This window comes from Diaminobutyricibacter sp. McL0608 (genome assembly GCF_039613825.1).
Classification (GTDB): Bacteria; Actinomycetota; Actinomycetes; order Actinomycetales; family Microbacteriaceae; genus Diaminobutyricibacter.
On sequence record NZ_CP154826.1, the window covers coordinates 3,575,073 to 3,588,559 of the forward strand.

Consider the following 13,487-nt stretch of genomic DNA (forward strand, 5'->3'; position numbering starts at 1 on the left):
GGGATTCGGCGGGTTTCTGTGCTGACACAGCAGTGGTGGGGGTGGGACGGTCGGCGATCAGATCGCCTGCGCCTCGGAGCGGTTCGGCGGGCGCCACTTGAGCAGCACACGCTCCAGAAGGGTGATGAGGTACTCCGCCCCGAGCGTGACCACGGCCATGATCACCATGCAGGCGAACACCGTGTTCGGGTCGAAGCTCCCCTGGGCCTGGCTGATGATCAGGCCGATGCCCTGCTGGGCTCCGAGGACTTCAGCGACGAGCGCGCCGATGATGGCGAACCCGAACGCCGTGTGGAGGCTGGCGATGATCCAGGTCATCGCCGAGGGGATCGTCACGTGACGGGCGACCTGCAGCGGCGATGCGCCGAGGACCCGCACGTTGGCGACCAGGTTCTGGTCGACTTCGCGAACACCCTGGAACGCGTTGAAGAAGACGACGAAGAACACGAGGACGGAGGCGAGCAGCACCTTCGGGAACACCCCGAGGCCGAACGCCACGATGAAGATCGAGCCGAGGACGATACGCGGGATCGAGTTCACGACCTTGATGTAGGGGCCGAAGACCGCCGCGAGATACCGGTTGGAGCCGAGCAGGATGCCCACAACGACACCGGCTATCGTGCCGAGGATGAAGCCGAAGAAGGCTTCCTGGACCGTCACCCAGAGGTTGTCCCAGATCGACCCGAACGCCGAGCCCTGGGTGAAGAGGTGCACGAGGCTGTCCCAGATCCCCGACGGCTGGCCGTAGAAGAACTTATCCACGATGCTCGTCGCCGTGAGCGCCTGCCACCCGCCGATCACGACGACGGCGACCATGATGCGCCCGAACCAGATCCATGCCGTCCGGCGCGACCGCGACCTGCGTGCGCTGGCCCGCATCTCGATCTCCTGCGCCACGACGTAGGAGCCGTTGGTGCTCACCGGTTTGGTGTTCACTGCCGCGGTCATGCTGCTGCCCCCGCCGTCTGCTCGTATGCCCGGGTGACTTCGTCCTTGAGCGAGGCCCAGATCTGTCCCTGGATCTCCAGGAACCGCTTCTCGTGCCGGATCTCCTGCACATCGCCGCGAGGCCGCGGAAGGTCGATGTCGAAGATGTCCTTGACCGTTCCCGGGCTGCTGGTCATGATCACGACGCGGTCGGACAGCGCCACGGCTTCGTCGAGGTCGTGCGTGATGAACAGCACGGATGGACGCAATTCCTCCCACAGCTGCAGCAGTTCGGTCTGCATGATCGCCTTCGTCTGCACGTCGAGGGCGCCGAACGGCTCGTCCATCAACAGGATGCGCGGACGGTTGATCAGGGCGGCCGCCATCGCGACGCGCTTGCGCATCCCGCCGGAGAGCTGGTGCGGATACCGGTCCTCGAAGCCGGCGAGGCCGACCCGGCGGAGCCAGTCCATTGCGAGCTCGGTCGCTTCGCGCTTCGGCGTGCCGAGGAGGATGGGGCCGATCATCACGTTGTGGAGCACGGTCTTCCACGGGAAGAGCGAGTCGGCCTGGAACATGTAACTGACTCCGCGCGTGACGCCGTCGACGATGTGACCGCCGACCTGCACGGAGCCTGCGCTCGGCGGCTCGAGGCCCGAGACCTGCGCCAGTGTCGTCGATTTGCCGCAGCCGGTCGGTCCGACGATCGCGCAGAACTGGCCGGGTTCGACCGTGAGCGTCACGTCGTGGATGGCCGTGAAGGTCTCGCCTTTCGGCGTGACGAACCGTTTGGTCAGTCCGACGATGTCGATCCGCGCCGCATCTTCTGCGCCGGCGGTGGCCGCGTGTGTACGGCTGGGATTGGGATCACCCATAATGCCAAGACCTCTCTGTCTTTCGGTGTGATTACCGATAGTGAGGCAGGCGCGCATCCTGTGTCTCGCTTGTGCGCTATTGGCCTTTTGTGCGCATTCACGTGTGTTCTGCGCATTCTGCTCGCGTGCAATACGCAGCTTGCCCTGAGAGAATCCCCCCTGTGATGCGACGACGGATCCGTAAGCTCTCGACCCAGATCTTCCTGGCTCAATTGGTGATCCTCACTGCGTCCATGGCCGTCGGCTTCGCGCTGTTCGCGCAGACCGCCCGCAGCAACCTCGACTCGGATTTCCAGGCCCGCGCCGCCGGCATCGCCCAGACGTTTGCGAACATGCCCACCATCCAGGAGTGCATGGCGGTGCCGGGCATCGGATGCTCGGTGACGATCCAGGACCTCGCGTCATCCACCGCGGCCCGGACGGGCGCCGCCTACGTCGTCGTCATCGATCTCGACCGCGTGCGGCATTCGCATCCCAATCCGGCGTTGATCGGCAAGAAGGTCAGCGAACCGCTCGTCGCGGCCGACGGGAAGGTGCACCTCCGCACCGACCCCGGTTCGACCGGCGTCAACGCGAACGCGCGCGTGCCCCTCTACGGACCGACCGGCACGCTCGCCGGAGAGGTGTCCGTCGGCATCCGCGAGAGTTCCGTCTCGAGCGAACTCCTGAGCGAGCTCCCGTCGTACGCTGCGTGGTTCGTGCTGGTCCTCGCGATCGGAACCCTCGCCTCCTTCGGGCTGGCGAGCATCCTGAAACGGAGGACCTTCGGGCTGGAACTCGACGAGATCGCCCGCCTGCTGCAGGAGCGAGAGGCGACGCTGCACGGCATCCGCGAAGGCGTCATCGCCGTCGATCCCGGCGGCCGCATCAGCGTGGTCAACGATGAGGCGCAGCAACTGCTCCGGCTTTCGGTGGAGGCGTCCGGCAGGCGGCTCGAAGACGTGCTCGCGCCGGGGCCGCTACGCGACCTCCTCACCGGCACCACCGCGGTGACCGATGAGATCGTCGTCACCGACGACTACTGCCTGGTCATCAACCGGATGCCCGTGACACTCGGCGGGCGCGCCCACGGCGCCGTGGTCACCCTGCGTGACCGCACCGCCGTCGAAGGGCTGGCCAGCGAACTCGCCGGCGAGCGCAGCCTCACGGAGTCGATGCGGGCGCAGCAGCACGAGTTCACCAACCGCATCCACGCGATCGCGGGCCTGCTCGAACTCGGGCGTCCCGGCGAGGCGCTGGAGTACGTGAACGAGATCCGCGGAACGACGGCCGACCTCGACCAGACGCTGCGGACGCACATCGCCGCGCCGCAGATCGTCGGGCTGATGCTCGGCAAGGCCGCGGAGGCGAACGAGCGCGGCATCGAACTCGTGATCCTTCCCGACACCGATCTCGGCGACGCGCCCGACCGCGTGCAAGCGCTCACGACCATCCTCGGCAACCTCATCGACAACGCGTTCGATGCCCTCGCGGGCGTCCCGGGACCACGGCGGGTCGAAGTCAGTGTCGTCGAGAACCAGGAATCGCTCACCGTGCGCGTCACGGACAACGGGCCCGGCGTGGCCGCGGCCGAGATCCCCCAGATCTTCAGCAACGGCTACACGACCAAACGCGGCACGCTCGAGCGGCACAGCGGGCTCGGACTCTCGCTGGTCAACAACACGGTGACGAAGCTGGGCGGGACGGTGACCGTGTCGGATGGGCCGGGCGCGTCATTCATCGTGACGCTGCCGCGCGCATCCGCCACCGCCGCCGTCCCCGGCTCCGCCCCCGTCTCCGATGGGGTCCGATGAACGCCGAGACCCTCGGGGTGCTGGTCGTCGACGACGACTACCGCGTCGCCTCCGTGCATGTCGGCTTCGTCGAAGGAGTGCCCGGCTTCCGCGTCGTCGGACAGGCCCACACGGCTGCGGACGCGCTCGAACTCGCCCAGGCGTTGCATCCGGACCTGGTGCTCCTCGACATCTACCTGCCCGACGGCGACGGGCTCGAAGTGGTGCGCGGGATGCTCGCCACCCCGTCGCCACCGGCCGTGATGGTGATCTCGGCAGCGACCGACATGGCCACCGTTCGGCGGGCGGTGCAGCTGGGCGCCGTGCACTACATCGTGAAACCGTTCGGGTTCTCGGCCCTCGCCGAGCGGCTGACCGCGTTCCGCAACGCGCAGTCCCACATCACCGAATGGCCGGACGAGCCGACCCAGGACGACGTCAACAAGATCTTCGACCTGCTGCGGCCCGCTACGCCCGCCCAGGTCAGCGCGGAACTGCGGCACCTCGCGCCGACGCTGAAGCTCGTGTACGACGCGATCTCGGGCAGCGATGCCCCTGTGTCGGCCGCCGACATCGCGACCTCGGTCGGGATCAGCAGGGCGACCGCGCAGCGGTACCTCACCCAGCTGGAGCAGAGCAACGCGATCACGCTGGAGCTGCGGTACGGGCAGACCGGGCGGCCCGAGCACAGGTACTCGATCCGCAAGCGCTGACGCCGGATCCGCCTACCCCGACGAAAGTCGCCAAAAGTGGTGAATTCTTCGGCCGCACGACCACTTTTCGCATCCCTCGACGGGAGCGGTCACTACTCTGTGACCATGACCGACGACACCAGGCCGGGAGACAACGGAGTCCCCGCTGTGCCAGCAAGCACCGACGCGCTCGTCACGAAGGCGTCGCCCCTTTTCATCGACTCCTCGCCGGACCGCGTGATCCCCCGCGGACGCATCGTCGCGTGGGCGCTCTGGGACTGGGGCGGCGCCGCGTTCAACGCGGTCATCACCACGTTCGTGTTCACCGTGTACCTGACCGGCAGCCTGTTCGTGAGCCCGGCACTCGCCACGGCGCGGGATGCGGAGACGGATGTGCACGGCCCGGCGCACGCGGCCGTCACCGCCGCAGAGGCTCCCCTTTCGAGCGGGCTGGGATGGGGTCTCGCGATCGCGGGGATCATCGTCGCTCTGCTGGCCCCGGTCCTCGGGCAGCGCACCGACGGGTCCGGACGCCGCAAACTCTGGCTCGGCATCAACACGGGCGTCGTCGTGCTCATCACCGCGCTGATGTTCTTCGTCAAAGGCGAGCCGGGCTACTTCCTCTTCGGTGTCACCCTTCTTGCGATCGGGACGATCTTCTACGAGATCGCGACCGTCAACTACAACGCGATGCTCGTGCAGGTCTCCACACCGAAGACCGTCGGCAAGGTCAGTGGCTTCGGCTGGGGCGCCGGCTACCTCGGCGGGATCGTGCTGCTCCTCATCGTCTACTTCGGCCTCGTCGTCGAGAGTTCCTCGGCCCCTGGCACCGGCGGCCTGCTGCACGTGAGCGAGGCGGACGGGTTGAACATCCGGATCATCGCCCTGATCGCCGCCGCCTGGACCCTGATCTTCTCGCTGCCGGTGCTCTTCGCCGTGCCGGAGATCCCGGCCAACCGCCGTGCCGTGCGTGTCGGGTTCTTCCAGTCGTACGCCGTGCTCGTGCGCGATGTCGGCCGGCTGTGGAAGCAGAGCCGCAATACAGTGCTCTTCCTGATCGCGAGCGCATTCTTCCGGGACGGCCTGGTCGGTGTCTTCACGTTCGGCGGGATCCTCGCGGCCGGGACGTTCGGCTTCTCGAGCGGCCAGGTCATCATCTTCGCGATCGCCGCCAACGTCGTCGCCGGCGTCAGCACGATCATCTCCGGACGTTTCGACGACCGCTTCGGCGCCAAACCGGTGATCGTGACGTCGCTGGTCGGCCTCATCGTCGCCGGTCTCGCCGTGTTCTTCGCCCATGATCTCGGCGCGACCGCCTTCTGGATCGGCGGCCTCGTGCTCTGCCTGTTCGTCGGCCCGGCGCAGTCGTGCAGCCGCACGTTCCTCGCGCGCCTGACCCCTGCCGGTCACGAGGGCGAAGTGTTCGGGCTGTATGCGACGACCGGGCGTGCCGTCAGTTTTCTGGCGCCGCTGCTCTTCGCCACGTTCGTCGCCGTCGGAGGCGCACAGTTCTGGGGCATCCTCGGGATCGTCCTCGTACTGGCGATCGGTCTGGCGCTGCTCATCCCCGTGAAGTCGGGCCCGACGCGCCTTGCGCGGGCAGCCGAGGCGGCATAACGACCTGGCAGGGGCTCAGCGGCGCGGACGGTAGCGGACGTACACCACGCCGCTCGTGAAACGGTGCTCCTCGAGCAGCTCCAGCTCGACCAGGGCGTCGTCGGGGTAGAACCGCGTTCCACCGCCGACGATGATCGGCGCCAGGTACTGGTGGTACTCGTCGACCAGCCCTGCGCGAATGGCGGTGGCCGCGAGCCCGGCCCCTCCGACGCACAGGTCGCGGTCGGAAGCCGTCTTCATCCGGGCGATCTCGTCCACGTCGAAGGATCGCTCGAGACGGGTGCGTGACGTGGACGTCGCGTCCAGCGTCGACGAGTAGACGATCTTGTCGGAGTCGCGCCAGATTCCCGCGAAGTCGGCCATCACCTCCGGCTCGCCGGCGGTGTCGAGCGTCTCCCAGACGCGCATCACCTCGTACATACGGCGGCCGAAGAGGTAGGTGCCGACCGGGCGCACCTTGTCGTTGACGAAGGAGTGCACCTCCTCGTCGGGTGCGCTCCAGGCGAAGGAGCCGTCTGCGTCGTTGAGATACCCGTCGAGGGACGTGGTGCCGGAGTAGATCAGTTTCCCCATGCCGAGTCATGGTACTCCGGCGCCCGACACCGTTCACCGGCCACTATTCGCGCGGCCACGCTCCGACGAAACGGTTGAACAGCTGGGCGAAGGTGTGGGCTTCGTCCGGGGTGAAGCTCGCCAGAGCATCCTCGACCGCGGACCGTCGCGCGGACCGCACCTCCACGATCTGGGCCTTGCCGGCCGCCGTGAGCTCGATGATGCTGCGACGCGCATCCGCCGGGTCGGCCGTGCGTCGCACGAGGCCGGCATCGGATGCTTCCTGCACCAGCCGGCTCGCCCGCGGCTGGTCGACGCCGATCGCTTCGCCGATCATGCTGATGGTGAGGGCCCGGCCGTCGCGTTCGGCCGCCTCGAGCGCGTCGAGCATCCGGAACCGTGCGGCACGGCCGAGGGATCGGTCGTGCCGGCCGCGGTGCTCGTGGGCGGGGCCGCCCATGCCGAAGCCGGGTCCGCGTGGGCCGCCGCCGTGATGGTGCGAGACCGGCCAGGGTCCGCCGCCGGGCCAGGGACCGGACGGTGGCCACTGTCCGCCGGGCCAGGTTGTGGGCGCTCCGTCGGCGCCGTGCTCGGCCGCCCACTCGGCGCGCTTCTGCAGGTGCATGCGCGCGTGGTCACGTCGGATGGCCACCAGGGCCGCCTCGATCAACGCGACATCTTCTGCGCGAAGCTGGGAGTTTTCGTCTGACGCTTGACCACCGGATTCCATGTATGTAACTATACATTTGCTTGTAATAGTACATGCAATAGGAAAGGACTGTTCAGCCATGAACACCAACGAAACTTCACCAAGACCGCCGGGCTACTGGTTCGGCGTCATCGAATACCGGTTGCGCGAGAAGATGCGCGGCGCCTTCACGGAGCTCGACCTCTCGCGCGGCGAGTGGCGGATCCTGCACACCCTCACCGACGGACCCCAGTCGGTCGACGACGTCGAGTCGGCACTACCGCCCGGCGAGCGCCACCGCCGCATGGGCGCGCGGTTCGGCCGCACCGGCCGCGGATTCGGCCCCGGGTATGGACCCGGCTTCGGGCCGGCCTTCGGCTACGGTCCGTGGTTCGCACGCGGGTTCGGCCCCGGATTCGGTCCGTGGCGCGCGTTCGCCGAAGAGCATGCGGATGCTCACACCCGGGCCGCAGAGACCGGCGAGCATCCCGCGCAGCCGCAGGCGCAGGCGCAGGGCGAGCATCCGGAGCACGCCGGCCACGAACATCCGGCTCACCCCGGCCACGAGCACCACGACCACCCCGGTCACGGCGCTTTCCCCGGTCACGGAGACCACCACGGCCACCACGGGGATTTCGGCTACGACCACCACCGCCCCGGCTACGGTCACCGTGACCACGCCGCTGAGGGTGGGGAGAAGGGCGTCCGCGGCGAGCGCCGCCGTCCACGGAGCGTCGCCGAGGTCCTCGTGTCCTTCACCGAGCGTGGCTGGGTCGTCCTCGCCGACGGCGCCGCGACTCTCACGGATGCCGGCCGCGCCACGCACGACGAGGCCGAATCGCGCGTGAAGGAGCTGCGCGCATCCGTCTCCGACGGCATCGACGACGCGGACTACCAGACGACGATGGCCACCCTCGAGAAGATGGCGCGAAACCTCGGCTGGACCGACGACGCCGAGGCTGACACCGACGGCGACGCATCCAACACCGACGCCGGCGAAGCACCGACCGACGGCGCACCCGGACCGGACGCGACCGACCCCCAGAAGGACGCATAACTCGAACGGCACACTCGGGTCGCGAACCGAGTGCGCCGGTTCGTATCGGCGTTCCAGTTGTATCGGCCAGAATGGGCAGATGGCCGACACGATCGAAGAGGTAGTCCTGGTCGACGACGCGGGAACAGCCATCGGCGTGGCCGACAAGGCGACCGTGCACGGCACGGACACCCTTCTGCACCTCGCATTCTCATGCCATGTGTTCGACGGCGAGGGGCGCATCCTCGTCACCCGGCGCGCGCTCGCCAAACGCACCTGGCCCGGAGTATGGACGAACTCGTTCTGCGGCCACCCCGCCCCCGGCGAACCAATGGAAACGGCGATCGCACGTCGCGCCGCCGACGAGCTCGGCATCACGCTGGACAACCTGACGGTCGCACTTCCCGACTTCCGCTACCGGGCTGTGGATGCGGCCGGGGTTGTGGAGAACGAGATCTGCCCGGTGTTCACCGCGACCACGGCGGATCCTCTCGCTCCCTCCCCCGAGGAAGTCATGGAATGGCAGTGGGTGGAGGCGCGCACGCTGATTTCGGCCGTAGAAGCCACTCCGTGGGCGTTCAGCCCGTGGTTGACCCTCCAATTGCCGCAACTGTATGCGGGCGAGATCGAGTCGGATCAGCTCTGAAACGGATTCATCCACCTGTGGACAACGTCGGTGGATAAACCTGGCAGCATATTCCGTACCCCGCATATGGGGGACACGAATCCAGCTACCCGCGGACTGCGTCCATGTGCTGCTCGAGCCACCACGTAGCGCCCTCGTCGCTCGACACCCAGCCGTCCCACGCGAACGAGTCACTCGTGACCGCGCTGAAGTTCCAGCGGATCGGCCGCCCGTCCGTCTGTGTCCCGTCCTGGCGGATCCCATCGCGATGACCAGACGCCACCAGCGTGCAGAAGTCCCCTGAGGCCGTACCGAACCAGCTCACGCGCCACACCCCGAGCTGCGCGTCGTACACGCGCACCGTGGTCCCGAGGGCCGCGCGCGCATCCGGGTCGTCCGCATCCGGCCGCACCAGCACATCCTGAACCGCGCGTCCGTCGAGGACGTACGCGAACGTCCACTCGAGCGGCGTCACCGACCACGCGCCGGTCCGCTCGTCGAGTAGGCGGTTCGTCACCCGCCAGGTTCCGACGAGCTGCCCGAACAACTGCATGCGATCCGGATGCGCGGACTGGGGCCCGGACGCGACAAGGTCTCGTGCGAAAGAATCAAGCGCTTCGGTCACTCGTCTGCCCTCCCAGGCGGTGGCGGTTCAGTTGCCGGGGCGGCCCGCTTCAGTCGAGCCGACATCGGTGCGGTGGAAATTCAGGAACGACCGCGAGGCGGTCGGGCCCCGCTGACCCTGGTAGCGCGAGCTGTATTCGCTCGACCCGTACGGCTTCTCGGCCGCCGAAGACAGGCGGAAGAAGCACATCTGCCCGATCTTCATTCCCGGCCACAGCTTGATCGGAAGCGTCGCCACATTGCTCAGCTCCAGTGTGACGTGACCCGAGAAACCGGGGTCGATGAAGCCCGCCGTCGAGTGCGTGAGCAGACCGAGGCGTCCGAGCGAGCTCTTGCCTTCGAGGCGTGCCGCCACGTCATCCGGAAGCGAGACCAGCTCGAACGTCGAACCGAGCACGAACTCGCCCGGGTGCAGGATGAACGGCTGCTCCGGGTCGACCTCGACCAGGTGCGTGAGGTCAGGCTGATCCTCTGCCGGGTCGATGAACGGGTACTTGTGGTTGTCGAAGAGGCGGAAGAACCGGTCGAGCCGAACGTCGATGCTCGACGGCTGGATCATCCCCTCTTCATACGGCTCGAGAGAGATGCGCCCGGCACCGAGCTCGGCCTTGATGTCGCGATCTGAGAGAAGCACGTTCGTAGCCTACTGGGCGCAAATCCGGTCGCTGTGAGGATGCCCATGAATCGCAGAACAGGTGCCGGTCAGAGGGAGAATATGGATGAGCGACGTCGAGTTCCACCCGACGCCATGGAGTTGAGTCTCATGGTTGTGTTCTATATCGTCCTCACGATCGTCATCGTTGTGGTGATCATCCTGCTGGCCGCGTCGATCCGTGTCGTCAAGCAGTACGAGCGCGGTGTGGTGCTGCGGTTCGGCAGGCTGAGCGGAGTGCGCGAGCCCGGGCTGCGGTTCATCATCCCGTTCGTCGACGTGATGCATAGGGTGTCGCTGCGCATCGTGACGCTGCCCATCCAGTCGCAGGGCATCATCACCCGCGACAACGTGAGCGTCGGAGTGTCGGCTGTCGCCTACTACCGCGTCGTCGACCCGGTCAAGTCGGTGATCGGCGTGGAGAACGTGTTCGCCGCGATCGAGCAGATCGCGCAGACCACGCTGCGCAAAGTGGTCGGCCAGCACAGCCTCGACGAGACGCTTGCCGAGACCGATGCGCTGAACCTGAACATCCGCCGGATCCTCGACCTGCTCACGCTCGACTGGGGCGTCGAGGTGACGCTCGTCGAACTCAAGGACATCCTGCTGCCGGAATCGATGAAACGCGCGATGGCGAAGCAGGCCGAAGCCGAGCGCGAGAAGCGCGGCAAGATCATCGCCGCCGAAGGAGAGTCACTGGCTGCCGCGAAGCTCGGCGATGCGTCGGACATCATGATGGAGCATCCGCTCGCCCTGCAGTTGCGCAACCTGCAGACCCTCGTCGAGATCGGCGTCGACAAGAACACGCTCGTCGTGTTCCCCGCGCCGCTCATGTCGACGATCGGCGAGCTCGGGAACTTCCTGGCCCGAGAGAACTCGGCCAGCGAGCTGCACGGGGGTGGCGGCAAAGACGACGCCACCCCTGCTGCATCGGGGAGGCCGGAGGCGGCACCCCCGCTGACAGACGCCGCCTGAGTGGGCGGTGCCGCCGGGTCGGTGTTCGGGCACCCTGATCCGGCGGCGGTGGGGCGGGCTAACCTGGATGCCGCTCCACTTTGACCCAGACGGGCGGATGCGGGAGTCTGCGTTCACGATAGAGCCGTAAGGCGAAGGGCGCCCAGATGATGATCGCGACGCCCACCCCGACGAGCATCCCGCCGACGGTATCCGAGATCCAGTGGGCGCCGAGGTAGGTGCGGCTCAGCATCATCAGGACGGTGTAGACCGCACCCGCTATCCACACCCAGGTTCGCAGAAAGATGATTCCGAGGGTCGTGGCGATGAGCGCCGCGTTGGCACTGTGGCCGGAGGGGAAGGAGCCGAAGTCGGGTGTGACGAGGATCTCCGTCGGTCGCGGGCGCCCCACAAGATTCTTGATGATCGTGGTGATTGTCACGCTCGCGACCGCAGCGGCCGCGTAGTACAGTGCTCCCCATGGTCGCCGCCAGATCAGCAGCCCGCCGATGATCGCGAGTGGCACATAGACGATCGAGCTGATTCCGCCGCCCACCCAGTCGAATACCAGGGCCGGGATCGTCCAAACCGGGGCGCGCGCCTCGACCAGCTCCCCCATCCACTCGACCTCGAAGCCGAACGGCTTGTCGGCCTCCCGGTAGAAGATCACTGCCGCCAGCAGCACGACGAGAAGGAGGGCTCCCGCACCCGAGACGACCCACCACAATCGCGCGATCTTCACCTCACCGGGAGCCGCGCTTTCGACGACGTCCTTGATCGCCTCTTGTGGCGTGTCGCTCGCGCCCGACTGGTCCCCGCTCATCGCGACCGTCCGGCCGGCTCGACCCGCACGGTCCGCCACGTGTCAACGGCGATCGCACCGCCGATCACAATCAGCGAGAGCGACATTGAGGCGAGCGCGTCGGTCGGCCAGTGATAACCCAGATAGACCCGGCTCGCGGCCGTCGCGATCGCGAGGACGATCGCCACAATGAGCGCGACCACCGTAGACACAGGGTTACGGCGACGCGAGAAGACCAGGTACGTGGTGATCACGAGGAAGTCGGTCGCACCCATCACATGCCCCGACGGAAACGACGGGGTGTGATCCACGCCGATCAGCATCGACGTGATCGGCGGTCGCTGACGGCCGATGACCGGGGCAAGGATCTGAACTGTCACCACGCCGACGATCATGCTTGCGGCGAGGAGCAACGGTCGCCAGGCGTGTTTGGCGGCGAAGCCCCACCACACGGTGGTGATGAGGACGATGATCGGCAGGGCGATCGGTCCGAAGACCGTCGCGATGGTCGCCATTACGACCGTCAGCGTCGGCGAGCGCAGTCCCTCGAGCCACCCCTGCACCGGTCGGTCGATCGCCGAAAGGCCGTCCCCCTCGCGAATCGAATCCAGGATGACGAGGAAGGCGACCAAACCGACGACGACGAGAACGCCCGCGATGATGTAGAGGTTGCGCCGAGACGACGCCGGTACCGTTCGGACCTCGACGATGAACTTCTCGTGAAAACGACGCATCGTTCCACGCTCGTCGGTAGATGCTGAGGCCATCATTGACCCGCCTTTGAGTTTCGGTCGAGGTCGGCGGCGCGGTCGGGAACGTACTTGTACAGCTCAGGGGCGGGGCGTTCATAGTCGTCTGCTGAAGGCCGTTCAGGCAGCTTCAACTTCTTCAGCGCCACCTTCTCGTAGGGGATCTGGGTCAGCAGATGACTGATCATGTTGAGGCGGGCCGACTTCTTGTCATCGCTCTCAACCGTCCACCACGGCGCCTCAGGGATGTCCGTCACCTTGAACATGTCGTCTTTGGCCCGCGAGTATTCTTCCCACTTCGTGATCGAAAGCAGGTCCGTCTCGGAAAGTTTCCACCTGCGCATCGGGTCTTTGAGTCGAGACTTGAACCGCTTCTGTTGCTCGTCGTCGGACACCGAGAACCAATACTTGAACAGCATGACGCCGTCCTCGACCAGCATCCGCTCCAGCGAGGGAACCTGCCGCATGAAACGGTCGTACTCCTCGGGGGCGCAATAGCCCAGGACATGCTCGACGCCTGCCCGGTTGTACCAGGACCGGTCCATCAACACGATTTCGCCCGCTGCAGGGAGCCGCGCGATGTAGCGCTGAAAGTACCACTGCCCCTTCTCGCGTTCGCTCGGAACAGGGAGCGCGACGACGCGGGCGGATCGAGGATTGAGCCGCTGGATGACCCGTTTGATCGCACCGCCCTTGCCCGCGGCATCCCGTCCTTCGAAGATGACGAGGACGCGCGCACCAGTGGCTGCGACCCATCGTTGCATGGCCACCAGCTCTGTCTGGAGCTGCTCGAGTTCTGCTTTATACGCAGCCTTCGTCACGCCGCCTGTGTTCTTGGCCCGTTCGAGTACGCTCTGGTCTGCCGACATTTCTCAACCGTATGCGGGTAACGCATTCGCGCCGGAGGGGTTGACAAAGCGCC

At 66.7% G+C, this 13,487-nt stretch carries 15 protein-coding genes; 6 read left to right on the forward strand and 9 right to left on the reverse strand.

The window, feature by feature from the left end; translation table 11 throughout:
* Positions 1-57: 57 nt before the first annotated feature.
* Positions 58-948, reverse strand: a complete 891-nt coding sequence (locus tag AAYO93_RS16955; protein ID WP_345762346.1) for an ABC transporter permease — start codon at positions 946-948, stop codon at positions 58-60.
* The gene (locus tag AAYO93_RS16960) at positions 945-1,802 is read right to left on the reverse strand and encodes an ABC transporter ATP-binding protein (protein WP_345762347.1); all 858 of its coding nucleotides are present in this window, start codon (positions 1,800-1,802) and stop codon (positions 945-947) included. The genes AAYO93_RS16955 and AAYO93_RS16960 overlap by 4 nt, the downstream gene beginning before the upstream one ends.
* Positions 1,803-1,966: 164 nt before the next feature.
* On the opposite strand from AAYO93_RS16960, the gene AAYO93_RS16965 reads away from it, so the two are divergent.
* From AAYO93_RS16965 to AAYO93_RS16975, 3 genes are all read left to right on the forward strand, one after another.
* A complete protein-coding gene (locus AAYO93_RS16965; RefSeq protein WP_345764911.1) occupies positions 1,967-3,595 on the forward strand; it encodes a sensor histidine kinase in 1,629 nt (542 codons plus the stop codon).
* Positions 3,592-4,287 (forward strand): response regulator, encoded by a 696-nt coding sequence (locus tag AAYO93_RS16970; protein ID WP_345762348.1) that lies wholly within the window; start codon positions 3,592-3,594, stop codon positions 4,285-4,287. Before AAYO93_RS16965 ends, AAYO93_RS16970 begins: the two co-directional genes overlap by 4 nt.
* Before the next feature lie 105 nt (positions 4,288-4,392).
* On the forward strand, positions 4,393-5,883 hold the full coding sequence (locus tag AAYO93_RS16975) for an MFS transporter (RefSeq protein ID WP_345762349.1): 1,491 nt from the start codon (positions 4,393-4,395) through the stop codon (positions 5,881-5,883).
* 15 nt (positions 5,884-5,898) lie between these two features.
* On the opposite strand, the gene AAYO93_RS16980 is transcribed toward AAYO93_RS16975, so the two are convergent.
* Together AAYO93_RS16980 and AAYO93_RS16985 are read right to left on the reverse strand one after the other, a co-directional pair.
* Complete coding sequence (locus tag AAYO93_RS16980) at positions 5,899-6,456, reverse strand: dihydrofolate reductase family protein (RefSeq protein WP_345762350.1); 558 nt, start codon at positions 6,454-6,456, stop codon at positions 5,899-5,901.
* 43 nt (positions 6,457-6,499) lie between these two features.
* A complete protein-coding gene (locus AAYO93_RS16985) occupies positions 6,500-7,087 on the reverse strand; it encodes a MarR family winged helix-turn-helix transcriptional regulator (RefSeq protein ID WP_345762351.1) in 588 nt (195 codons plus the stop codon).
* A gap of 136 nt (positions 7,088-7,223) precedes the next feature.
* Here AAYO93_RS16985 and AAYO93_RS16990 point away from each other — a divergent pair, with 136 nt between their 5' ends.
* On the forward strand, positions 7,224-8,180 hold the full coding sequence (locus AAYO93_RS16990; protein WP_345762352.1) for a hypothetical protein: 957 nt from the start codon (positions 7,224-7,226) through the stop codon (positions 8,178-8,180).
* 79 nt (positions 8,181-8,259) lie between these two features.
* Positions 8,260-8,805 (forward strand): isopentenyl-diphosphate Delta-isomerase, encoded by a 546-nt coding sequence (idi, locus tag AAYO93_RS16995; protein ID WP_345762353.1) that lies wholly within the window; start codon positions 8,260-8,262, stop codon positions 8,803-8,805.
* Positions 8,806-8,890: 85 nt separating this feature from the next.
* On the opposite strand, the gene AAYO93_RS17000 is transcribed toward idi, so the two are convergent.
* Positions 8,891-9,409 (reverse strand): hypothetical protein, encoded by a 519-nt coding sequence (locus AAYO93_RS17000; RefSeq protein ID WP_345762354.1) that lies wholly within the window; start codon positions 9,407-9,409, stop codon positions 8,891-8,893.
* Positions 9,410-9,436: 27 nt separating this feature from the next.
* Positions 9,437-10,042 (reverse strand): dCTP deaminase, encoded by a 606-nt coding sequence (gene dcd, locus AAYO93_RS17005; RefSeq protein ID WP_345762355.1) that lies wholly within the window; start codon positions 10,040-10,042, stop codon positions 9,437-9,439.
* Between the two features lie 129 nt (positions 10,043-10,171).
* Here dcd and AAYO93_RS17010 point away from each other — a divergent pair, with 129 nt between their 5' ends.
* A complete protein-coding gene (locus AAYO93_RS17010) occupies positions 10,172-11,035 on the forward strand; it encodes a slipin family protein (protein ID WP_345762356.1) in 864 nt (287 codons plus the stop codon).
* Positions 11,036-11,093: 58 nt separating this feature from the next.
* Here AAYO93_RS17010 and AAYO93_RS17015 read toward each other — a convergent pair whose 3' ends face one another.
* From AAYO93_RS17015 to ppk2, 3 genes are read right to left on the reverse strand one after another with little or no spacing between them, the layout of a single operon-like run.
* Positions 11,094-11,837: a phosphatase PAP2 family protein gene (locus AAYO93_RS17015; RefSeq protein WP_345762357.1), complete on the reverse strand. Its 744-nt coding sequence runs from the start codon at positions 11,835-11,837 to the stop codon at positions 11,094-11,096.
* Positions 11,834-12,583, reverse strand: coding sequence for a phosphatase PAP2 family protein (locus tag AAYO93_RS17020; RefSeq protein ID WP_345762358.1), 750 nt, complete (start codon positions 12,581-12,583; stop codon positions 11,834-11,836). The genes AAYO93_RS17015 and AAYO93_RS17020 overlap by 4 nt, the downstream gene beginning before the upstream one ends.
* Complete coding sequence (gene ppk2 / locus AAYO93_RS17025) at positions 12,583-13,434, reverse strand: polyphosphate kinase 2 (RefSeq protein ID WP_345762359.1); 852 nt, start codon at positions 13,432-13,434, stop codon at positions 12,583-12,585. Before ppk2 ends, AAYO93_RS17020 begins: the two co-directional genes overlap by 1 nt.
* Between the last annotated feature and the right edge of the window lie 53 nt (positions 13,435-13,487).

Bases quoted from the DNA above. Each gene is read 5' to 3' on its own strand.
- AAYO93_RS17020 (WP_345762358.1), bottom strand. From the start codon at position 12,583: ATGGCCTCAGCATCTACCGACGAGCGTGGAACGATGCGTCGTTTTCAC.
- AAYO93_RS17015 (WP_345762357.1), bottom strand. From the start codon at position 11,837: ATGAGCGGGGACCAGTCGGGCGCGAGCGACACGCCACAAGAGGCGATC.
- AAYO93_RS16965 (WP_345764911.1), top strand. From the start codon at position 1,967: ATGCGACGACGGATCCGTAAGCTCTCGACCCAGATCTTCCTGGCTCAA.
- AAYO93_RS16970 (WP_345762348.1), top strand. From the start codon at position 3,592: ATGAACGCCGAGACCCTCGGGGTGCTGGTCGTCGACGACGACTACCGC.
- AAYO93_RS17010 (WP_345762356.1), top strand. From the start codon at position 10,172: ATGGTTGTGTTCTATATCGTCCTCACGATCGTCATCGTTGTGGTGATC.
- AAYO93_RS16980 (WP_345762350.1), bottom strand. From the start codon at position 6,456: ATGGGGAAACTGATCTACTCCGGCACCACGTCCCTCGACGGGTATCTC.
- ppk2 (WP_345762359.1), bottom strand. From the start codon at position 13,434: ATGTCGGCAGACCAGAGCGTACTCGAACGGGCCAAGAACACAGGCGGC.
- AAYO93_RS16990 (WP_345762352.1), top strand. From the start codon at position 7,224: ATGAACACCAACGAAACTTCACCAAGACCGCCGGGCTACTGGTTCGGC.
- AAYO93_RS16955 (WP_345762346.1), bottom strand. From the start codon at position 948: ATGACCGCGGCAGTGAACACCAAACCGGTGAGCACCAACGGCTCCTAC.
- AAYO93_RS16975 (WP_345762349.1), top strand. From the start codon at position 4,393: ATGACCGACGACACCAGGCCGGGAGACAACGGAGTCCCCGCTGTGCCA.
- AAYO93_RS16960 (WP_345762347.1), bottom strand. From the start codon at position 1,802: ATGGGTGATCCCAATCCCAGCCGTACACACGCGGCCACCGCCGGCGCA.
- idi (WP_345762353.1), top strand. From the start codon at position 8,260: ATGGCCGACACGATCGAAGAGGTAGTCCTGGTCGACGACGCGGGAACA.